This is a genomic window from Exiguobacterium sp. FD-YE-25-4 (genome assembly GCF_057004685.1).
In genome coordinates, this window is the sequence record NZ_CM168041.1 from 1,761,060 (window position 1) to 1,782,014 (window position 20,955).

Below are 20,955 nucleotides of genomic sequence, written 5' to 3' on the forward strand. Positions count from 1 at the left end.
GATTCAATTGATTGACGACGGTTGGCGTCGTTCGTATTTGAGCACTGGTTTCCGAGCCGCAAGCGTCTCGTCCAGGCGTTTGACGACCGTCGTATGCGGGGCCGTCTGAACGATTTCCGGATTCTCTTCCGCCTCTTTGACGATTTGGAGCATCGCATCGCAGAAGGCATCGAGCGTCTCTTTCGACTCCGTCTCCGTCGGTTCGACCATGATGCACTCCTCGACGTTGAGCGGGAAGTAAATCGTCGGTGGGTGATAACCGAAATCGAGCAAGCGTTTGGCGATATCGAGCGTCCGAACGCCGAGTGCTTTCTGACGTTTTCCAGACAAGACGAACTCATGCTTGCAGAACGTGTCATACGGCACATCGAACGCATCTTTCAAGCGGGCGAACATATAGTTGGCGTTCAATACCGCTTCGCGTGAGACGCGCGTCAACCCTTCCGCACCCATCGTCTTGATGTAGCTATAAGCCCGGACGTTGATCCCGAAGTTGCCATAGAACGGTTTGATGCGACCGATCGATTGCGGGCGATCATAATCGAGCGTGAAGCCAGACTCAGAGCGGCGCGCGATCGGCGTCGGCAAGTACGGAATCAAATCGCGTTTCACCCCGACCGGACCAGAACCCGGACCGCCACCGCCGTGCGGCCCTGTGAACGTTTTGTGCAAGTTCAAGTGGACGACGTCGAAGCCCATATCCCCAGGACGGGCGATGCCTAGAATCGCGTTCGAGTTAGCACCGTCGTAATACAGTTTGCCGCCGGCCTCGTGCACGACTTTGGCAATCTCTAAAATATCAGCCTCGAACAAACCGAGCGTGTTCGGGTTCGTCAGCATGAGCGCTGCCGTATCCGTCCCGACTTTCGCTTTCAAATCCTCCAAATCGACGAGCCCGCGCTCATCCGACTTGACCGTCACCGTCTCGAAACCGGCGACGACGGCCGAGGCCGGGTTCGTTCCGTGTGCCGAATCAGGCACGAGTACTTTCGTCCGTTCCATATCACCGTTGTGATGGTGGAACGCCTTGATGAGCATGAGACCGGTCCATTCCCCATGGGCCCCGGCTGCAGGTTGCAGGGTCACTTCATCCATGCCAGTGATCTCAGCAAGTTGTTCTTGCAGATCGACCATGAGCTCGAGCGCCCCTTGAATCGACTCGACCGGCTGCAACGGGTGAATATGGGCGAAGCCAGGAAGTCGGGCCATGTCTTCATTCACTTTCGGGTTATATTTCATCGTGCACGAACCGAGCGGATAGAAACCGGAGTCGACTCCGTGGTTACGTGTCGAGAGCGACGTGTAATGGCGTACGACATCGAGTTCAGACACTTCTGGCAGTTCGGCCGCCTCTTGTCGAACCATCGAAGCCGGCAAGAGCGTCTCCAAATCGACTTCCGGTACCGTCGGCGTCGGCAAATTGTAGCCAGTCCGCCCCTCACGTGACACCTCAAAGATAAGCGTTTGTTCGTGTTGCATCAGTTCATCCCCCCAACCACTTCAACAAATAAATCGATTTCTTCTTTCGTCCGAAGCTCCGTCGCACAGAGCAACATCTGGGTCTGACGGTCCGTTTCATACGTCCCGAGCGGCAAACCGCCGATGATACCATTGTCGAGCAGATGACGCGATACTTGCTCCGCATCGATTCCGAAGTCGACGACGAACTCGTTGAACATCGGTCCTTCATCGATAACCGTATAGCCGGCCGCTTTGAGCGTTTCTTTCATGTAATGGGCCGTTTGAATGTTACGGACGGCCATGTCACGAATCCCGTACTTCCCGAGTGCGGACATCGTGATCGATGCTGCGAGCGCATTGAGCGCCTGGTTCGAGCAAATGTTCGACGTTGCCTTGTCACGACGGATGTGCTGCTCTCGGGCCTGAAGCGTCAAGACGAAGCCGCGCTTGCCATCCTCATCGACCGTCTGTCCGACGAGACGACCCGGAAGTTTGCGCATGAGCGCTTTTTTGACGGCGAAGTATCCACATGACGGGCCGCCGAAGCTTTGCGGAATCCCGAACGGTTGGGCGTCACCGACCGTGATGTCTGCCCCGAGCGCACCCGGCGACTCCAAAATCCCGAGCGCGAGCGGATTGCTCGACACGACGAACAAGGCGCCGGCGTCGTGCGCTGCTTTCGCGAGGGCTGACAAGTCCTCGACGCGTCCATAAAAGTTCGGATATTGGACGACGAGACACGAGGCGTCCGTCAAATCGATGTCTGTCACGTCGGTCAATCCGGCGTTAACGTCCGTATACTCGACCGTGAGCCCTGGCCCACCGGCATACGTCCGGATGACGTCCTTCGCTTCCGGATGGACCGCTCCCGAGACGACGACACGTTTTTTCTTCGTATGGGCACTCGCGAGATACGTTGCTTCAGCGAGGGCTGTGATGCCGTCGTACATCGACGAGTTGGCCACGTCCATGCCCGCCAATTCGCAAATCATCGTTTGGAACTCGAACATCGCTTGGAGTTCACCTTGCGAGATTTCCGGCTGATACGGCGTATAGGCTGTATAGAACTCGGAACGGAGAAGCATGTGGTTCATGACGCTCGGAGAGAGGTGATCGTACATTCCGGCCCCGAGGAAACTCGGAGTCGATTTCGTGTGCACGTTCTTCTCGGCGAGCTTCGTCATATGACGAACGAGGTCAACTTCCGGAAGCGGCGCACCGATGGCCGCTAAAGAAGCCGTCTCCCGGAGCGATGCTGGAATATCTTCGAGTAGGTTTTCAATCGACTCGACGCCGATCGTCTGCAACATGTCACGCTCATCTTGCTCTGTCATCGGTAAATAACGAAACTCCATTCTGTTCATTCTGAATCCCCCTGTATCATTTACGTTTATAGAACGGTGTCGGCACTCGTTCGGCTTCTATTTTTTTCCCCCGAACTTCTACGATAAAGTGTGTCGTCTCCGCGAAACGGCGGTCGACACGCGCCCAGGCGATCGATTCGTTCACCGTCGGCGGCATCGTGCCGGTCGTGACGACACCAATCGTCTCCCCGTCAACTTCGACCGTTGCCCCTTGACGGGCGATGCCGCGCCCGAGCAAGCGTAAGCCGATTAAGCGGCGCGGGATGTCTTCTTTTTGCTTCACGAGGGCATCCTTACCGACGAAATCGGTATCGAGTTTGACGGCAAAGTTCAAGTTCGCCTCGAACGGCGTGACCGTCTCATCGAGCTCGTGCCCGTATAATGGCAAGCATGCCTCAAAACGGAGCGTATCGCGGGCCCCGAGCCCGCATGGAGTGACGTTTTCTGCTTCTAACGCCGACCAGATTGCGGCCACGTCCTCGGCCCGGGCGTATAGTTCAAACCCGTCCTCTCCCGTATAGCCACTGCGTGAGACGATGGTCGACACGCCGGCCACGTCGCCGGTCATGAACCGGAAAAATTTGATGTCTGCTAGCGGCAAGTCCGTCAAGCGAGCCAGCACGTGTTCGGCCATCGGTCCTTGAATCGCGATTTGACCATAGGCGTCAGACTCATCGGTCACCGTGACGTCACCCGTCACATACTGACGAACGTGGGCCACGTCTTTTTCGATGTTCGAGGCGTTGACGACGAGCCAAAACGCATCTTCATCGAGTCGATAGACGAGCAAATCATCGACGACACCGCCGTCAGGCAAACAGAACAAGTTGTATTGGGCCTGACCAATCTGTAATTTCGAGACGTCATTCGTGACGAGACGTTGCACGCTCTCGAGCGCATCCGGACCTTCGACCCGAATCTCCCCCATATGCGACACATCGAACATGCCGACCTCGTTACGCACCGCCTGATGTTCTTCTTTAATCGACGAGAACATGATCGGCATCTCAAATCCCGCAAAATCCACCATCTTCGCCTTTACGGAAATCAAATCATACAAAGGCGTACGTTTTAACGATACTTTCTCCATATTATCCCCCAATCCCGAACGTAAATAATGTAATTCGTGAAATATTTCGTTTTCTATTCCACTTTATCAATTTTTCATGGCTATGCCTAGCTAAAATGGGCAAAAATAAAGAGGATGGAAAACGAAAACGTTTTCATCCTCATTATTTCATATTTTGGTCTCAGTGGAAACGTCTGGGCGTTCGATTCCAGCTGTCCGCTTAATTTCTTTTGTCAGTCCGATCGTCGCTTGCTTAAGCTCCATCGTCTCGTCTTTCACGTTAACGGAATAGGCCTTCATCTGCTTCACAGAGGCGTTGACCGTATCGACGTGTTGCTTGATTTCATTGACGAGACCTTGGATGACGTTCGCACGAATCTGGAAACGTTCCGTCAAACGGGTGACCCGCCGCACGTCCGTCTTCATCTTGTTACGGTACAATAAGAACCCATACAAACCGAGCCCGACTAGTGCGAGCACAATGATGCCGAGATTGATCCAAATCATGTATCTTCCTCCTTCAACCGATATAAGGTATGCGCGATTGCTTCTGTGCTGAGCGAGGCGTCAAGCACGTGATCGGCACGCGCGTAGAGCGGCCGCCGACGTTCGTACAACGCTTCGACGGCCGCCTTGCCGTGGCGCACGAGAGGCCGGTCCGAGTCTTTGATTCGGTCCCAACACATCTCATACGGTAGATCAAGTGCGATGACGACACCGTTTTCGCGCATCCAATCGAGATTTTCGTCTCGTTCGACGATTCCGCCGCCTGTCACGATATAGGCAGCGCTCGCCTGTCGCAAAATCTCACTTTCTTGCAGGCGAAACGCTTCCTCCCCGTAACGGTCAAAATATGCGGGGATGTCCATTTGGACGTCCATTTCGAACAGCTCATCCAAATCGACGACGTGATTCGATTTTTCAAGATATCGTTTTAAGCTTGATTTACCTGTACCCATAAACCCGATGATGTAAAACGGTTTAGTCATCGAAATAAATCACCTCTTTATGTCGTTCTCCGGTCTCAAGGCGAATCTCGACCTCGACCATCCCGCTGCCGAGCGGTCGACAGTTAATCGTCCCGGTCGGTTTTGTCACCGTGACGGCGGACGGACCACAGGACCGTTTGGCGACCATGACGTGTGATTCGAAGCGGATCGCCAAAATATCGAGCGCCAGTCGGTCGGTCGTTCGTTCCATATCAGTATACCAAAACATCGCTCCGCCGAGTAACCACGTCAACACGATTAACGTCGACATCACAAAGTATCCGCGCGCATGCACATCACGCTCTTCTCGCGGGGGCCGGTCGCGTCGGTCCACCGGATGCGAAAACCCTCTCCTACCGGTTCGACCTGATACGTCTCGATTCCTCTTAAAAATAGTAAATTCCCTCCCTCGTCTCCGACCATGACCAAATTACGATTGATCTGTTTGAGCGTCCACGACCACGTTGTGTCGTCCGGGCGCACGTATGTGCCGACAAGACGTCCCGATTCGACAACGCAATCCCGGCTATCGAAAAGTTTTCGCACGATCAGTTGGGGCGTCGTCGGCACCATTTCACGTGGTTGCTCATAAAACGCCTGGCCGAGTGCCAACAAGTGAACCGTGAGTCCAACGAACAGCGGGATCAAGAGCAACGTGAAGCTCACTTCAAGTAACGTGAACCCCCGCTCAAAGCGTCGGGAGACATAGGTCGCCATCACAGATTTCCGTACGTCCGCTCGGTTCGACCGCATCGTGCAACACCTCCCCTTGAAGCCGCTCATAACGCCGAACGGTCGTTTCGAGACGGTCGACCCGTTCCGTCGCGCCCTCGACAAAAGGTGCCACGACCCCGACCCACGCCAGGAGGAGCGCCAGGCTAAGGCAGATTTCCCAAAACGTGATACCTTGCTCATCGCCCTTCAACGCGAAGCACCTCCGGCTCATACGTCCCCATTCTAAACTTCAACGTCACCATCGTCGGTCCCGTATAAAACTTCCACTGCCCTGCATACGTCGCCGCTGTACGTGAGAAGACGATCTCACTTGTGGCCGGGAGGCTCATCTCGACCCCATCGGGTACAACACGCGATGCGATCGGCGTCATCCCACAGGCGATTTGATAGCGCCGTTCTTTTATGTACCACCGTAGACGCGGCACACATGATTCATCGGCGGCAACGTATGGATATTGGCCAACCTCGTTGATATCGCTCACAAGCGCCTCGGTGAAATCAAACAAGGCCAATCGATCCATCGAACGGACGACCGGGGTCGTCATCAACAGCAAGAGCGACAAGATGACGAGGACGGATGCCATCTCGACGAACGTATATCCGTCTTGCCTCATTGTTTTGTCAACGTACCGGTCGTCGGGGCGTACGTGTAGACCATCGATTGACAACTATACTCGAGCGGACTCTCCGTCGAGGCCCGTTCGATGACCGCCAACGTCTCCGGATAGGATTTGTGTTCCGCATAATACAAGTTGATTTCCGACTCGACAATGCGCACACTCCCTTCACAACTGACACTGTCTGCCCGGGATTTCCCGTCTGACATCGAGGGAACGAGCAGTAACAGTAAGACCGAGATGATGAGTAGGACGGCAGCCATTTCGACGAGCGTGAACCCTTGTTCTGATTTGAATCGTGTCATGTTGTTGTTCCTCCTTGTTATAGTTGGGCCATGATCAATTTGACCGGCAAATAAATCGTGTAAAAAATCATCGTCACCATCATCGTCAAAAATCCGTATAATACCGGCTCGGCCTTGGTGATTAGTTGTTTCCAATACAATTCCATCTCTTCAAACACGAGATCACGATGCAACGTCATGATCGATCCCAGCTCACCACTCACCGTACCGACGCCGAAGAGACTGACGACCTCATGCTCGAGCAACCGTTCTTGCCGGGCCGCCTCTTCGAGTTCAAGACCGTCCGACATACGCTCATGGATCCGTCTCGCGATGGCCGCGACTTCCCCGTCACCCCGAGACAAACGCTCGATGATATGACGGACCGAACCTTGCCCTTCACTTAAGAGCGAGAGCTCACTGACGAACAAATACGTGACGTACAGCCGCCTGCCTCGTTCGACGACACGTAGCGGCACGAGCCGGCCGCGTCTCCCGTTCCAGTAGAGGGCCGCTCCGGTCACGAGCAAGCCGATGAATAGACCCGGGAAAAACCAACGGGACAACAGAATTGCGTTTATCCCATCTAGCGCCTCGACGTCCACCATCGACAGCAACTTTGGGAAAATATAGAGCGCATAAATCGCCCCGAGTCCGAGCAGCATCGTCAAAATCACGAGCGGATACCGCGCTAGCTGCTTGAGCTCTTGTTGCAGGTTTCGGCGCATCGTCGACAAGACGAGCACTTGCTCGAGCCCTTCTAAAAAGTGATGGCCTCGCTCCGCCGTGACGAGCATCTCACGCATTCTTGGGTCGGTGACGAGTCCCGAGAACACTTCGGCGAGCGGCCGCCCTTGCTCGAGTTGAAGCCGCATGTCCCGAATCACTTGTTTTGCTCTCCCTCGTTCATGAAGCTCAAGTGTTTCGAACGTCTTTTTCAATCCGACACCACGGGCCTGCAGCCTGAGAAAGCGACGGATTGTGAACAAGTCTTTACTCATCTGATCTCGGACCATGAACAGCTCACCTCCTCTTCGCGGTGCAGGATGCACCAATGACGGGCGACCTCCATCTTGCCGACGAGCTGTTCGAGCCGATGTTCGCCGTCCTCGACACTCGCCGTATGGAACGTCGCGATCGTCAAATGGCCACTGAGCGCCGCGTCGTGTGCCACCCGCAACTCCTCGCTCGTCCGGATCTCTCCGATGACGATGACGTCTGGGTCGGCCCGAAGTGTCTCTTTCAATAGACTGCGATGGTCAAGTCCCGCTTTCGGGTTGACCTCGAGTTGAATCACTCCCGGCACCTGCTTCTCCGGAGGGTTCTCGATCGTCACGATTCGGCGGCCGCCCAAACTTTGCAAAAATGCGTAGAGGACCGTCGTCTTACCTGCCCCCGTCGCGCCGCCAATCAATAACAATCCTTGCCGGAGCATAGCCAACTTCAAAAAGCGGTTCACATCCTCATCGTCTAGCAACTCGGACAACTGAAACGAGGCGTTCGGAAGTCGCCACGACATAAGCGTATGGTCGAATGAAGGTAAAAACGTGACCCGGATTGCGTCCTCCGTCCCGACGTACATACCAGACTGAGGCACGCGATGATCCGTTTCCGTTAGCGAGCACCAATATTTCATATGTAACGTCAACCGTTCGTAGTCAAACTGCGTCATCGACTCCAGTCGATGCAAGAGCGTCCCGTGGCGAACTTGAATCATCACCTCGTCTCCGTATGGCATAAAATGGACATCGCTCGCATTCAAATTTCGCGCCGCTCCCACGACACGCTCGATCACTCGTTTCATCTCCACCACCTCAATAAGAGCATAAAAAAAAGCCCACTCCTTGGAAAGTGGACTTGTGTCAGGATACGTTTGCAGTTGTTGATTCGAAACGGCGGGCATACGCCTCGATTGTGGCTTTGTCATAGCCGACAATGACTTCGTTGCCATCCGTCAAGATTGGACGTTTCAATAGTTTCGGGTTGTCGCTCATCAATTTGAGCAATTCACTTAGCTTCAAATCTTCGACGTCGATGTCGAGTTGTTTGAACGCCTGACTTCTCGTCGCGAGAAGCGAGTCGACACCGTTTTCACTGAGCGCTAACAGCGTCATCAACTCATCTACCGTCGGGGCGTTCCGGAAGATATGGCGCTCGCTCACCTCGAGGTGTTGCTCTTGTAAAAACGCTTTCGTCTTACGGCATGAGGTACAGCTCGGATACGTATAGAACATCAATTCATTTGCCATTTTAATACCTCCTTTGAAGTTGAGAACCAATTCGTTCGATGTGTGTAAGTCGATTATACAACCTTATACCCGTTTTGTACATAGTTTGTACAAGTTTTTTTATTTTTTTGTACAAGTTTGTGCAACCTAATTATTTCACATATTTTTCACGATTATTTTGCTCAATTCACACGTTTCCATAGCATTTTTCTGAATGTGTTGGTAAAATAGTGAATGAGAATGGAATAATGCACGTATGGGGGGATTAACATGGCGAGAATGTTCCGTGTCCTAGGCTTTTGGACTGGGTTGATCGCGGCGCTTGCTTTCGTAGGCGCACTCGGTGGAGATCAAAGCAGTAGCGAACATAGTGGTGACTTCGTCGTAATGGGTCTTGTCTTTTTAGCTCAAACTATTTTCTTCGTCGCACTAGGCTACTTGAAACTCACTGAAAAAACGTATGTATACGTGTTCGGCGCGTATTTGACTGTCTTCTTCGTCGTCTTCACGTATTGGAGTAACTTCCAAATGTAAAAAAAGATTGTCTCCTCGTGAGACAATCTTTTTTTGATTCATCGCTCGAAAAATGGATTCGTCCGAATTTCGGCCTCGAGCGTCGTCTTCGGCCCATGTCCAGAATAGAGCACGGTCTCGCCTGGTAACAGCTGTCGCATCCGATCGATCGATCCGAGCAAAGTGGCCTGGTCGCCACCGTATAAATCGGTCCGTCCGACCGACTGTTTGAAAATCAAATCCCCACAGAAGGCGATGCGTTCAGTCGGGATGTGGAGCGTGACGCTGCCCGGCGAATGACCAGGCGTGTGATGCAACTCAATCGTGAAGGCACCGATTTCGAGCGTTTTACCTTGATAGACCCGTTCGGCTGGACGCATCGATGCGCTCGGCAGATGGAACTTCGCCGCCCCGTTCTTCTCGTCGTCCATCAGCCACGTCCGTTCCGCTTCATGGACGTACACCGGTACGGCGTAACGATCACGAAGGGCATCGATGCCACCGATATGATCGAAATGGGCGTGTGTCAACAAGATGGCGTTCAAGCCACCGAAGCGTTCGACCGCCTCAAAGAATTTCGGATCGTCCGTACCTGGGTCGACGATGAGGACCGTCCCGTCTTTCTCGAGCACGTATCCGTTCTCTTGGGCCAAGCCCGATGTGATTTTTACAATATTCATTCAGAACACCTCCACATCCCATTCTAATCGATATTGTGGCAAAATTGTAGCGGAGGCTTTCTTTGCTCGACAGCGTGTACATTATCGGATAAAATAATAATGATATTTCAGTGAAATTTTTATGAATTTCATGACGTATAATAAAGGGGGAACTCGTCATGCATTTGTATGAACCATTTGGATGGATCTCGCTCATCGTTGCACTCGTTGCAATCTGGGGAATGGCCCGTTCGTTTAAGAAACGCCAATTCTTTCCACTGGCTTTCGCCGCGGTCACTGTACTCGTATTTGGATTCTTCGGCGTCGCGACATTGATTTACGGTGGAATCCCAGGCTAATGAGCATGAAGACGACCTCGGTCGTCTTTTTTTGTATAACAAACAGCGCCATCCCGGCTTAGCCGGGATGGCGCTGTTTGTTACTGTTCGGTCTGTTCTTTAAAACGAAGCAGATCCGAATAAATCAAGTCATCATTCATTTGGAGAATCTTCTCTGCTTCTTCACTATCCGGTCCACAAAGTGAAACGTCCTCAACGACTTCACCACTCGAGGCGTCATAGCATGTCGATTGCGTCCAGACATACTCCTCAGTGATAACGGTGCCGTCACGGAAGATGGCGCGGCTCGTCCGGTCTTCCGATAACAAGTCGCTACCGAATCCGACCGTGTCCGACGTGTCGATTCCGAGCAAGTGAAGGATCGTCGGTTTCATGTCGACATGACTGCCGATCGTGTCATGTACTTCGCCCTTGGCTTGTCCCGGTAAGTGGACCGCGAACGGGACCGCTTGGAGCTTGGCGACGTCGTATGGCGTCAACTCGTCTTTCCCGAGCAGGTCGGCCATCGCGTCGTTATGGTTCGTCGAGATGCCGTAATGGTCACCGTAGACGACGAAGATCGTGTCATCCCACATGCCGTTCGCCTTCAACTCGTCAATGAACAACCCGAGCGCGTAATCCTGATACGCGAGCGCCTGCGGGAAGTTGTTGAGCGTCGTCGAGTTCGTCTCGAATTTCGGGACGAGCTCATAGTCTTCGCTCGGCATCGTGTACGGGAAGTGGTTCGTGAGCGTGATGAACTTCGCGTAGAACGGTTCTGGCAACTCTTCAAGCATCGGGATCGACTGTTCGAAGAAACTGTCGTCGAGAAGTCCCCACTCCGTCATATCCTCGGGGTTACCGAGGTCATAACTCTTCTCGTCGAAGAATTGATCAACGCCGATATTTTTATACATCAAGTCCCGGTTCCAGAACGACTTGTTGTTGGCGTGGAACACGGCCGAATAATAGTTGTCTTCCTTGATCAATTCAGGAAGCGCCTGATACTCGTTGTCGGCGTTCGTGAAGTAGACGGCACCACGAGGGAGGCCATAGAGCGAGTTATCGAGCGCGAACTCGGCATCTGACGTCTTCCCTTGTCCGACCGTATGGTAATAGTTCGGCCAGTAGTGGGACTCTTCGATCAATTTGTTCAAGTTCGGCGTGATGTATTCGCCGTTCGAGGCCTTCATGTTGTGCGTGAAGTTTTGGGCCGACTCGAAAGAGACGACGATCACGTTTTTGCCTTTATATTTCCCGAAGTAGTCCGGGTTCGGTGCCGCGTAATGTTGACGGGTGTACTGTTCAATCTTTGCAAGCTCCGACCCATCGGCCATCGCTTTTTGAGCCGATGTCTTCGTTTGAAGCATGGCGTCATAGACGTGGAAGTTGAACGTCCCGATATTCTTGACCAACAGCTCCCGGTCGAACGAACGCGTCAACAGTTCAGGACGTTCCGTTTCAGCGAGCGACAAGTTGAACAAGAAGACGACGACCGCCGTCGCGAACGTCACGAGCGCTCTGCGATGGGAAGCAGCCGTTGCTGTCGCATTAATGCGCCAGAGGATGAACGGCAAGATAAGGACGTCCCCAAGGATGATCAAATCTTTCCACTCCAACAGTGACGTGAACGACGTCGATAACGTCTCCATGTTCGACGGTTGCAAAATGACCGGCATCGTCAAGTAGTCGGTGAACTCGCGGTAATAGACGGCGTCTGCGAATAAGATGAACGACGCCGCAGCATAGAGCATGTACAATACCCATTTCTGCTTGTTTCCTTTAAAGAAGAAACTGAAGGCGAATAGGAATAAAGTGGAGCTGATCGGGCTGATCAGCAAGATGAATGCTTGTGCGGTGTTTTCAATCGGGATATTGAAGAAAAATTGGTAAACTACGTACGTCTTCGTCCAAAGTAATAGCGAAAAGATCCAAAATAACCGATATTCTTGAAACGAAGCGCGGACCGTATCATTCAGTCGCATAGTAAGCTTCGAAAAGCTCTGAGATGACTTCATCTGACGGCCTCCTCCTCTGTTCAACGGGTGACGAGCTCAAACGGAGTCCGTCCCCCTATTTTTTTTATAAGTCCAGTAAGCTTGTTATCCATTTCACGTACGATAACAGTCCGGTATCAAGTCCAAATCTTACCCCTTTTTTAACAAAAAATCAACTCTGTCATTACAAATTTTACATTATCCCATACCCGTTCCATATGAAAAACACGCCTGCGTCAAGACGCAGGCGTGCATGGACAATTATTAGACACGGGTTGGCAAGAAATGTTTGCGGGCGAGCCAAGCACACCCGATGACACCGGCGTCGTTCTCGAGTTCCGCAATTTTGAACGTGGTCGAGGCGTAGACGCGTTCAAGCGCGAACCGTTTGAACTGCTCATCGAGCGGTTCAAGGAGCGCTTCACGCGCTTTCGAGACCCCTCCACCGATGACAATCATCTTTGGATTCAACGTGTTGGCGATATTTGAGATCGTTAGGCCGAGATATTCGGTCATCTCTTCGACGACTTCTGTGGCGACGGGATCGTTCGCCTTGAACGCTTCAAACACGTCACGTGCCGTCACTTCTTTCAACTCGTTCAACGACGTCGTCCGATTTTTTCGTTTTTGGAGCGCCAAGCGGGCGACACCTGTCGCCGAAGCGATCGTCTCGATGCAACCTTTGCGTCCGCAACCGCACATGACGGCTTTCGACTCGTCACGTTCAACAGTGATGTGACCAATCTCTCCAGCCATCCCTGCTGCCCCGTGGACGATGTTCCCATTCGTGATGACACCGCCACCGACGCCCGTGCCGAGTGTAATGGCAAGGAGTTCTGACGCGCCTTCACCGGCACCTTTCCACATCTCACCGAGTGCGGCGGCGTTCGCGTCGTTCTCTAGGACGGCCGGCAATCCCACGGCTTTCTCAAACTCGCTGACGAGCGCAAAGTTTTTCCAACCGATGTTCGGCGAGTATTCGACGACACCCTCGGAGAAGTTGATGAATCCAGGTGCCCCGATCCCCGCACCGGCGAACTCCTCTTTCGCTTTGCCCGATTTTTCTAGATAAGCCTCGAATGAAGCAGCGATATCAGTCGGAATATGTACCCCGTTTTCTCGAATGTCCGTCGTGATCTCCCATTTGTCAGAAATGATCCCGTTCATATCTAAGACGGCCATTTTCACCGTCGTCCCACCAATGTCGATTCCTAATAACCACTTCATCTGTTCCACTCCTCATCTCGATTAAATCGCTTTCATCCCATAGTTTACACTATTAAACCCCTAGTGCAAACCTTTGCACTAGGGGTTTTTCTGTCAATCTATTGAATTTTTCAATTCATGCGTCAAAATGATCTTGGCCGTGTCATACTCTCGTTGTTCAATCATCCCGCCGGCATGCAACTCGTCGAGTTCCATCATCATGAGGCCAATCTCGGCATCGCGTTCGCCGATATAAATGATCGTCCCGAATGATTTCAAGAATTGTTGGACATCATAAAAATTTCTCATCGTCCGTCTCCCATCGTCGTGAGCACGTAACGATAGAGCAGTTCCCGTGTCGCTTCGAGCGATTTTGTATGCGTCCGCTCATAGCTATGGCTCGACTCGATGCCTGGTCCGAGGAGTGCATGGCGTACATCGTAGCCGGCACTGATTGCTGCCGAGGCATCGGATCCATAATACGGATAAATATCGACTTTATGGGCGATACCGTGTTCCCGGCACAACGCGGTGAACTGACGGCGTAATCCAAGATCGTACGGACCTGATGAATCTTTCGCGCAGATTGAAACCGTATATTCGTCCGAGTGCTGGCCGTCCCCGAGCGCTCCCATATCGACGGCGATATATTCGGTCACCGCTTCCGGGATCCCGGCGTTGCCCCCGAACCCGACCTCTTCATAGTTGGAGATCAAGTAATGGACCGGATGTGGCAAGTCGGCGCCGACGAGGTCTTTTGCCAAGTCGAGCAAAATGGCGACGGACGCCTTGTCGTCGAGGTGTCGAGATTTGATATAGCCCGCGTTCGTCTGGCGAAAGCGTGGATCGAACGAGACAAAGTCCCCGACCTCGATGCCTAGGGCACGCACGTCTTCAGCCGAATGAACGTCAGCGTCCAGTCGTACCTCGATATTTGATGCCGTCCGTTCGGCACTGTTCGTGTCTTTATACACATGGACGCTTGATTGATGGATAAGAATCGTTCCTTCGACAGGTTCACCCGCCTCCGCATGGACCAAACAGTTCTCCCCTTCAATGGCGGTCCAGGCGTAGCCGCCGACTTGTGTCAACCGTAGACGGCCACTCGGCAAAATCTCTTTCACCATCGCCCCGAGCGTGTCGACGTGAGCCGTCAACAGGCGCGCCCGATCCGATTTCCCGTCAAACGTCGCCAGGAGCGCTCCTTTATTCAAGCGTTTCGTGGCGACCCCGAGATTCGTGAGTTCTTGCTCCACGAAGCCGATCGCCTCATCCGTCATGCCCGACGGACTCGGAATTTCAACCAGTTGCTTCAACGTATTAATCATATCCTTACTCCTTTGTCATCGATTATAGCCGAACCAGAATAACGCTCCAGATGCCACGAGTACGATCACCGCAAACAACAGGCGGCGCTTCTTCGTATGCTCATCCGGCAAGCCGACCACTCCCGCCATCAGAAAGCCCCCGACTAGCCCCCCCGCATGTGCGGAATGGTCCAAACTAGCGCCAAGGACGAAAGCGAGTCCTACGTTTAATCCTAACATAATAAACAGCGGCGGACCGAGCGTCTTCATAAATAAGGAACGGTCTCGAAGGCCAAAATAGAGGAGTGCCCCGACGAGCCCGAACAGCGCCCCCGATGCCCCGGCCGATATGGCTTCGCTGAACGCGTAAGAGGCGACTGTGGCGATGACGCCGGCTAACAAATAAATGGTGACGAAGCGTGACGAACCGTACATCCGTTCAACGAGCGGACCGAGCGACCAAAGCGCGAACATATTGATTGCGAAATGGAACCAGCCGATATGGAGAAACATCGGTGTGACCAGGCGCCACCATTCCCCTTCGTCGATGAGCGGATTCACTTTCGCCCCGAAGCGGATGAGCGTATTCGGGTCGAGCGTCGACCCGATCGATTCGGCGAACCACATGACAAGAAACGTCACGAACATGAGTCCATAGACGAATTGTGGTTTCCCGAAGGAGAACCGTTGCTTTAGTTCGTTCTTCCGTTGTTGATCGAGCGCGACGGCCCGTGGTCGGTACGACTCTTCTGTTTGCCCACACGGTCTCATGTCGAGCTTCACTTTCGCCGCAATCGGGAACGTGAGGGACGATAGGCGCTCCTCATCGACAAGCGGATCGCCGTAAATGTGGACGTGTAACTTCTCACGACCGATGCGGGCCAATCGAAACGAGTTCATGACCGCCTCGACGTCCATGCCGACATGGTTCGCCCAGGCTTTGTCCGTCCGTATGTAGAGGTGATAGACGTCCCCCGCTTTCGTGTCGAACAATAAAAGTGCCCGCGACGGCTCTAAGATGCCCTCGATGCGCCCTCCCGATTCGACCGCACGATATACGTCTTCCCAAAAACAAGCTGGCTCTGACATCGATGGTCACCTCCTTCTATACTTTTATTTTAAAGGAAATTATAGCTGGCGACAAAAGAGAGCCTCTATGCAACGTGTCGAGAAGAGCGGATGACAAAAAAAACCGTAGCGGCGTTAGCCGGCTACGGTGATGAGCGAAGGATTGCTCGGTTTTATAAGACAGGTTGCATCGTTTTCAAGAGCACTTCTGCCGAATGATGCATCTTTTGTTTTTCTTCTTCTGATAACTCGATTTCCACGACTTGACGGACACCTTGACGGTTGATGATCGCTGGTACCCCGATGTGGATGTCGTTCAAACCGTACTCACCGTCCAAGTGCGCGCCGACCGTCAATAACGTGTTCTCGTTGCGAAGCACGGCTTTGACAAGACGAAGGAGACCAAGACCGATGGCGTAGTACGTCGCCCCTTTACGTTCGATGATATGGTAGGCTGCGTCACGAACGTTGACGTAGATATCTTCGAGGTCTTCCCATGTGTACTCGTCATTCTCTTCAAGCAACTGTTCGACCGATTTTCCGTAAATACGGGCGTTGCTCCATGCCGCGAACTCTGTGTCGCCATGCTCGCCCATAATGTAAGCGTGGCAGTTACGTGGATCGACGTTGAAGTAATCACCGAGCATGTAGCGAAGACGTGACGTATCGAGTACCGTTCCTGAACCGAACACCCGATGCTTCGGTAATCCTGAATATTTCCAAGCCAAGTGGGTCATGATGTCGACCGGGTTTGAGGCGATGATGATGATGCCATCAAAACCAGATGCCATGATGTCCCCAATCATCGACTTCATGATTTTGGCGTTCTTTTCGACGAGGTCGAGACGTGTTTCACCTGGTTTTTGCGGTGCGCCGGCAGTGATGACGACGATATCTGCTGCACCACAGTCTGTGTAGTCTCCTGCCCAGACGCGCATCGGTGAAGAGGCGAACGAGACACCGTGATTCAAGTCCATTGCTTCCCCTTCAGCTTTCGATTTGTTGATATCGATGATCACAAGTTCCTCACAGAGACTAGCTGTCGTCAATTGGTAAGCAAAGCTGGCACCGACCGCTCCGGCCCCGACGAGCGCGACGCGTGTTACTTTAGCATGATTTAATGTTTCCATATTGATTCTCCACCCTTCGAACAATCTGTTTCATGTTTTTGTTTTGTCTGTTACATAAAGATTGTAACATCATTCACAAACACTCACTACAAGGGAAACCGTTTTCAGTTTGGCAATATTGTGACAATATTCACATTCATTTGAAACATCTTCACTGACTGTACTACCCTCATCGCAGCAAGAGGAAACTAATCGCCGCCGCCGAGGCGATCGCCAAAAAGTTGACAGCGTCATTGCCGAGAAAGCGCCAGCCTGAAACGTAAGTCGTCGGCTCGTGATGATGGACTTTCTTCTCGGTCAGCTTACCGCATACACGACAACGAAACTTGCGTTGAACCGTCGCCCCAAGGAGAGTGTCGACAACGCTTCCGGTCAACCCGAGAGCAATCAACAAGCCGGCGAACCGTAAGCTGATATCGATAAATGGCAACGAAGCGACGATAATGACCGTTGCCCCCGCGACCGACATGAACGTCCCGAACGGAGACACCCCGCCACTCGTTCCCGGTTCCACTTCGCGGAACGTCAAAATGGAGCGCGGTTTTTGTTTGGCGAGCACCCCGAACTCGGAGCCCCATGTGTCGCTCGTCGCCGCCGCAATCGAAGCGATGTACGCGAATAACCAGGCATCGTTCGGTGTAAGCAACATACCGAGCGCCGTCGCCATCCCGATACCACCGTTGGCGAGCACTTGAACGAAGTCACGAGGTCCCGATTTTTCAACGATTTCATCGACAGGCTCTTTGTCGCGGGAACGGTATTTCGAGGCGAGCGATGACGTCGAAAAGAAGACACCGAGCAAATAGAGCCCGAACCAACCAAATCCGTACCCAATGACTGTACCCGTCACGACCGTCAAGACAGCCCCAGAACGGGTCAGTGAGCGCAGACGATAGCCGGCGAAGGCTACCAGACAAGTTACGAGAAAGATGGCGAGCATAGAATCGTTTCCCTTTCCGTCACGATAAATTCGACAGGAATGTCGTGTGGCTCGACCGGGATGTCATCGAGCAGTTGGACGTCATAGGCCAACGAGATGGTGACACCTTCATACGTCGCTAAAAAACGGTCGTAATACCCCCCACCCCAGCCGATCCGATACCCGGATCGGTCAAAGACACGTCCCGGCACGATACAGACGTCAATCGTCCGCGTCGTCGCGACCGTCGTCGGCTCTAAAATACCCATGACGCCCGGCTCAAGGTCTTCGAACGAATGAATTTCATGGAACGTAAGTCCCTGTTTTGTAACTTTCGGCACGAACACCGATTTTCCTGCCTGCCAAGCTAAGCGAATGAGTGGCAACGTATCAATCTCTAAATCGAGGGCGAGCGTGACGGCCACCGTATCCGCCTCTCGCCACGCCTTCAGTTCGGTCAATGTATGTATGATGACGCGGTCCCGGTCCGGTCGGTCGTCGAGTTCACGGATTTGACGATGTACATTTTGCCGGAGTAGTTTCTTTTCAATCACTTCAATTCCCCCTTGTTCAAAAAAAAGGCCGCCACATGAGTGACGGCCAGTCTCATTATTTCACTTCGCGGTAAAGCGTGTGACGACGGAGACGTGGGTTGTATTTGCGCAATTCGAGGCGCTCTGGGTTGTTACGTTTGTTTTTCTTCGTGATGTACGTGCGATCGCCTGTTTCTGTGCAAGCTAGTGTGATTTTAACGCGCATTTCTTTCACTCCCATCTTACTGATGTTGTATCAAGTGCTTTTGCTTTACAGTCTAAGCATACTCAATTATCCTACCAAGTTTTATTTGAAAAAGCAAGGTTATTTCGTGTTCTTTTTCAAACGTTTCTGCCCGTATGGCGAAGCATCGAGCGGCAGGCAGGTTTTTACGTTATCGCCAATCGGATAGCGCATTCCGACTTCCTCGGTCGACAGTTGTTCGCAAATAAAGACCGTATCGGCTTCAGCGAGGATGCTGCTCTCGATTCGATGGATTGCGTCGAACAGTCCGCCGTGTCCATGCGGATTGCGAGTCGTTTCAAATGACAACATAGTTGAGTATAACGGAACTTGTAGTGCTTTCGCAAGTGAACGTGCCGCTGTAATCGTCATCCAATCGAATTGATGGATCGCTTTGAAGGTGACTTTCGAGACAAGCTCATGTGCAAGTTTGACGTAGGCCACGTTTTGAGCCGCAACTTGGTTCATCACATGCTCCAAGAACGGGCTCGTCAGGCGAACGCGGTACACGTGAACACGGTTGTGGCGTTCATATTCCGGCAACCCTTCTTTGAACGGTGTCAAGACGTACACTGTCTCCCCGTCCGCTGCTCGTGCCTCGACCTCGTCGATGACGCGACGACCGAGGTCCCCGACGACGTTGCCTGTATATTCTGGCGTCAAGACGAGGATTGCCTCGTCCTCTTGGCCACGCTCCGTAGTCACATAATAGTCGTGTGGCGACAAGAACGTGTCGATGTCGATGTCCACATCGTCAAGGAACGGATACGCGCGATAATGTTCAGCGAGCAACTCGTCCGATAGCTTGTTTTGATAAAGTGCCGTCTCGAGCTCGGCGAACAGTCGCGTATGCTCGCGGAACCGCTCCGCCGCATATTGGGCCGTAGTCTGCCCGTCGAGGATAAACGCCCAGTCACTCGACACAGCGAGCACGTAATGGCGAATGAGTTGGATCAGTGTCCGGTCGACGAGTGGCGACTTGTGACGATAGTCGGCCACGTCTTTGACGAGTTGCGTCTCCATCATGTGTAAGTGACGTAGCATCCATTCGTTGCGTTCGTTGATCCAGACGTCGCCGTACCCTTTACGTCCCCACGTGTTCATCGATACGTGGACCGTCTCGAGGTCTTGGAAGTGACGCTCGAGGAACAAGGCTGGCGTGATCGTCTCGATGCCAAACTCTTCGAGCCGTTCGGCGACTTTCCCGAGGAACTCGGGTCCTTCAAACCACCAGTGTCCGAACAGCTCAGCATCGAACGGTGCCGTCACGAGGAACGGCGGGAACATCTGTCCACCGTGGGCCTCGAGATGCCCTTCGAGCGTCTGTGCGAAATCGAGGGCGTGGTTGTCGATTTGATGTTCGGCCCAGGCGCGGACATAATAGTCTTTCTCATCCGAGTCGCCCGTGATGCGGTGCATCTTCAAGCCCGTATCGAAGCGAATTCCTTCCGGATGCATGAACTTTTCAATATACTCCCAGTCGCGATCGTAGGCGAGGTCACGATAAAACTCGCGATAGTCCGGATGGCCCGGATACCCGATCATCGAGCTCCAGATTTTTCCGGAGATGATTTGGTCACGCGGGAACAAGGCGACGCCATGTGGCGAGTAGACCGGAGCGCCAATGCCTTTCTCCGGCGTCGGATCAGCTTCGAGCAAGGCGTGCTCATCGACGAACGTATAGCGAATCCCTTCTTCATAAAGGATACGGTCGACACCTGGTGTGTAGGCGCATTCCGGTAACCAAATGCCGGTCGGACGGAACCCGTAATGACGTTCGAAACAGTTCAGTCCCGTCCGGATTTCAGCGCGAGCCGCCTGCTCAGTGAACAAGTGCGGGTTGAAGCCGTGCGTCGCCGTACACGTGACCATATCGATGAACCCTTGCTCACGATATGTACGGAACGCATGGTTCAAGTTCTTTTCCCAATGCAGGAACGTTGTTTTCAAATCGTTGTAGCGCCCGCGATAAAAATGGAGCGTCTCAACTTCCTGTTCGCTCCGTCCTTCGGCGAGCTCGATCTCAATCAATTCGAGCATCTCATCCAAGTGTTCCACGTAGCGGTCCTGGACGAGCGGGTCAGCGAGCATCTCGACGACGGGTGGTGAGATGCTGACCGTCCAATGGAGCGGTTTTTGTAGACGGTCGACTTGCCAAAGAATCGGGATATATGTCTCGGAGATGGCTTCATACACCCATCTCTCTTCTAATCGATGTTTCTCTTCATGTCGCACGTACGGAAGGTGGGCATGAAGGACGAGTGAAAAATAACCTGGTTTCATCTAAAAAATCC

At 52.8% G+C, this 20,955-nt stretch carries 26 protein-coding genes; 2 read left to right on the forward strand and 24 right to left on the reverse strand.

What is annotated here, in order from left to right:
* Positions 1-3 precede the first annotated feature (3 nt).
* The 13 genes from gcvPB to AC13H5_RS09205 form a co-directional block, all read right to left on the reverse strand.
* Positions 4-1,479 carry an aminomethyl-transferring glycine dehydrogenase subunit GcvPB gene (gcvPB, locus tag AC13H5_RS09145; RefSeq protein ID WP_214753118.1) on the reverse strand — a complete coding sequence of 492 codons (1,476 nt, stop codon included), beginning with the start codon at positions 1,477-1,479 and terminating at the stop codon, positions 4-6.
* A complete protein-coding gene (gene gcvPA / locus AC13H5_RS09150) occupies positions 1,479-2,816 on the reverse strand; it encodes an aminomethyl-transferring glycine dehydrogenase subunit GcvPA (RefSeq protein ID WP_483546553.1) in 1,338 nt (445 codons plus the stop codon). Before gcvPA ends, gcvPB begins: the two co-directional genes overlap by 1 nt.
* A gap of 25 nt (positions 2,817-2,841) precedes the next feature.
* A complete protein-coding gene (gene gcvT, locus AC13H5_RS09155; protein WP_034778006.1) occupies positions 2,842-3,915 on the reverse strand; it encodes a glycine cleavage system aminomethyltransferase GcvT in 1,074 nt (357 codons plus the stop codon).
* 147 nt (positions 3,916-4,062) lie between these two features.
* Entirely contained in the window at positions 4,063-4,401 is a 339-nt protein-coding gene (locus AC13H5_RS09160; RefSeq protein WP_034778008.1) for a hypothetical protein, read from the reverse strand.
* Positions 4,398-4,883, reverse strand: a complete 486-nt coding sequence (locus tag AC13H5_RS09165; RefSeq protein WP_034778010.1) for a shikimate kinase — start codon at positions 4,881-4,883, stop codon at positions 4,398-4,400. The genes AC13H5_RS09160 and AC13H5_RS09165 overlap by 4 nt, the downstream gene beginning before the upstream one ends.
* Positions 4,876-5,154 carry a hypothetical protein gene (locus AC13H5_RS09170; protein WP_215189987.1) on the reverse strand — a complete coding sequence of 93 codons (279 nt, stop codon included), beginning with the start codon at positions 5,152-5,154 and terminating at the stop codon, positions 4,876-4,878. The genes AC13H5_RS09165 and AC13H5_RS09170 overlap by 8 nt, the downstream gene beginning before the upstream one ends.
* The gene (locus AC13H5_RS09175) at positions 5,154-5,636 is read right to left on the reverse strand and encodes a prepilin-type N-terminal cleavage/methylation domain-containing protein (RefSeq protein ID WP_215189986.1); all 483 of its coding nucleotides are present in this window, start codon (positions 5,634-5,636) and stop codon (positions 5,154-5,156) included. Before AC13H5_RS09175 ends, AC13H5_RS09170 begins: the two co-directional genes overlap by 1 nt.
* Entirely contained in the window at positions 5,572-5,808 is a 237-nt protein-coding gene (locus AC13H5_RS09180) for a hypothetical protein (RefSeq protein ID WP_152567771.1), read from the reverse strand. The genes AC13H5_RS09175 and AC13H5_RS09180 overlap by 65 nt, the downstream gene beginning before the upstream one ends.
* Positions 5,795-6,232: a prepilin-type N-terminal cleavage/methylation domain-containing protein gene (locus AC13H5_RS09185; protein WP_138859259.1), complete on the reverse strand. Its 438-nt coding sequence runs from the start codon at positions 6,230-6,232 to the stop codon at positions 5,795-5,797. The genes AC13H5_RS09180 and AC13H5_RS09185 overlap by 14 nt, the downstream gene beginning before the upstream one ends.
* The gene (locus AC13H5_RS09190; RefSeq protein ID WP_034778021.1) at positions 6,229-6,540 is read right to left on the reverse strand and encodes a prepilin-type N-terminal cleavage/methylation domain-containing protein; all 312 of its coding nucleotides are present in this window, start codon (positions 6,538-6,540) and stop codon (positions 6,229-6,231) included. Before AC13H5_RS09190 ends, AC13H5_RS09185 begins: the two co-directional genes overlap by 4 nt.
* Before the next feature lie 17 nt (positions 6,541-6,557).
* The gene (locus tag AC13H5_RS09195; protein ID WP_214788418.1) at positions 6,558-7,535 is read right to left on the reverse strand and encodes a type II secretion system F family protein; all 978 of its coding nucleotides are present in this window, start codon (positions 7,533-7,535) and stop codon (positions 6,558-6,560) included.
* Positions 7,517-8,323, reverse strand: a complete 807-nt coding sequence (locus tag AC13H5_RS09200) for an ATPase, T2SS/T4P/T4SS family (protein ID WP_483545639.1) — start codon at positions 8,321-8,323, stop codon at positions 7,517-7,519. Before AC13H5_RS09200 ends, AC13H5_RS09195 begins: the two co-directional genes overlap by 19 nt.
* A 58-nt stretch (positions 8,324-8,381) precedes the next feature.
* Entirely contained in the window at positions 8,382-8,768 is a 387-nt protein-coding gene (locus tag AC13H5_RS09205; RefSeq protein ID WP_052090134.1) for a Spx/MgsR family RNA polymerase-binding regulatory protein, read from the reverse strand.
* Between the two features lie 249 nt (positions 8,769-9,017).
* Between AC13H5_RS09205 and AC13H5_RS09210 the strand changes: the two genes are divergently transcribed.
* Complete coding sequence (locus tag AC13H5_RS09210) at positions 9,018-9,281, forward strand: DUF2626 domain-containing protein (protein WP_021067727.1); 264 nt, start codon at positions 9,018-9,020, stop codon at positions 9,279-9,281.
* A 38-nt stretch (positions 9,282-9,319) separates the two neighbouring features.
* Here the strand turns inward: AC13H5_RS09210 and AC13H5_RS09215 are convergent, their stop codons facing one another.
* Positions 9,320-9,940, reverse strand: a complete 621-nt coding sequence (locus AC13H5_RS09215; RefSeq protein ID WP_034778027.1) for an MBL fold metallo-hydrolase — start codon at positions 9,938-9,940, stop codon at positions 9,320-9,322.
* A 158-nt stretch (positions 9,941-10,098) separates the two neighbouring features.
* On the opposite strand from AC13H5_RS09215, the gene AC13H5_RS09220 reads away from it, so the two are divergent.
* Positions 10,099-10,278 carry a DUF2759 domain-containing protein gene (locus tag AC13H5_RS09220; RefSeq protein ID WP_029595254.1) on the forward strand — a complete coding sequence of 60 codons (180 nt, stop codon included), beginning with the start codon at positions 10,099-10,101 and terminating at the stop codon, positions 10,276-10,278.
* A gap of 80 nt (positions 10,279-10,358) precedes the next feature.
* On the opposite strand, the gene AC13H5_RS09225 is transcribed toward AC13H5_RS09220, so the two are convergent.
* The 10 genes from AC13H5_RS09225 to AC13H5_RS09270 all read right to left on the reverse strand — a co-directional run bounded on the left by AC13H5_RS09225 (position 10,359) and on the right by AC13H5_RS09270 (position 20,944).
* Positions 10,359-12,275, reverse strand: coding sequence for an LTA synthase family protein (locus AC13H5_RS09225; RefSeq protein WP_214753112.1), 1,917 nt, complete (start codon positions 12,273-12,275; stop codon positions 10,359-10,361).
* A 243-nt stretch (positions 12,276-12,518) separates the two neighbouring features.
* Positions 12,519-13,481: an ROK family glucokinase gene (locus AC13H5_RS09230; protein WP_034778031.1), complete on the reverse strand. Its 963-nt coding sequence runs from the start codon at positions 13,479-13,481 to the stop codon at positions 12,519-12,521.
* A gap of 93 nt (positions 13,482-13,574) precedes the next feature.
* Positions 13,575-13,769, reverse strand: coding sequence for a YqgQ family protein (locus AC13H5_RS09235; RefSeq protein ID WP_034778034.1), 195 nt, complete (start codon positions 13,767-13,769; stop codon positions 13,575-13,577).
* The gene (locus tag AC13H5_RS09240) at positions 13,766-14,788 is read right to left on the reverse strand and encodes a M42 family metallopeptidase (protein WP_034778036.1); all 1,023 of its coding nucleotides are present in this window, start codon (positions 14,786-14,788) and stop codon (positions 13,766-13,768) included. Before AC13H5_RS09240 ends, AC13H5_RS09235 begins: the two co-directional genes overlap by 4 nt.
* Before the next feature lie 15 nt (positions 14,789-14,803).
* Positions 14,804-15,856, reverse strand: coding sequence for a rhomboid family intramembrane serine protease (locus AC13H5_RS09245; RefSeq protein ID WP_483545640.1), 1,053 nt, complete (start codon positions 15,854-15,856; stop codon positions 14,804-14,806).
* A gap of 152 nt (positions 15,857-16,008) precedes the next feature.
* On the reverse strand, positions 16,009-16,965 hold the full coding sequence (locus tag AC13H5_RS09250) for an L-lactate dehydrogenase (protein WP_034778040.1): 957 nt from the start codon (positions 16,963-16,965) through the stop codon (positions 16,009-16,011).
* A 169-nt stretch (positions 16,966-17,134) separates the two neighbouring features.
* Positions 17,135-17,905, reverse strand: coding sequence for a DUF92 domain-containing protein (locus AC13H5_RS09255; protein ID WP_034778042.1), 771 nt, complete (start codon positions 17,903-17,905; stop codon positions 17,135-17,137).
* Positions 17,884-18,438: a 5-formyltetrahydrofolate cyclo-ligase gene (locus AC13H5_RS09260; protein WP_167491780.1), complete on the reverse strand. Its 555-nt coding sequence runs from the start codon at positions 18,436-18,438 to the stop codon at positions 17,884-17,886. The genes AC13H5_RS09255 and AC13H5_RS09260 overlap by 22 nt, the downstream gene beginning before the upstream one ends.
* Before the next feature lie 55 nt (positions 18,439-18,493).
* Entirely contained in the window at positions 18,494-18,658 is a 165-nt protein-coding gene (gene rpmG / locus AC13H5_RS09265; protein ID WP_255313299.1) for a 50S ribosomal protein L33, read from the reverse strand.
* An 84-nt stretch (positions 18,659-18,742) separates the two neighbouring features.
* Positions 18,743-20,944 carry a 1,4-alpha-glucan branching protein domain-containing protein gene (locus AC13H5_RS09270; RefSeq protein ID WP_483545641.1) on the reverse strand — a complete coding sequence of 734 codons (2,202 nt, stop codon included), beginning with the start codon at positions 20,942-20,944 and terminating at the stop codon, positions 18,743-18,745.
* Between the last annotated feature and the right edge of the window lie 11 nt (positions 20,945-20,955).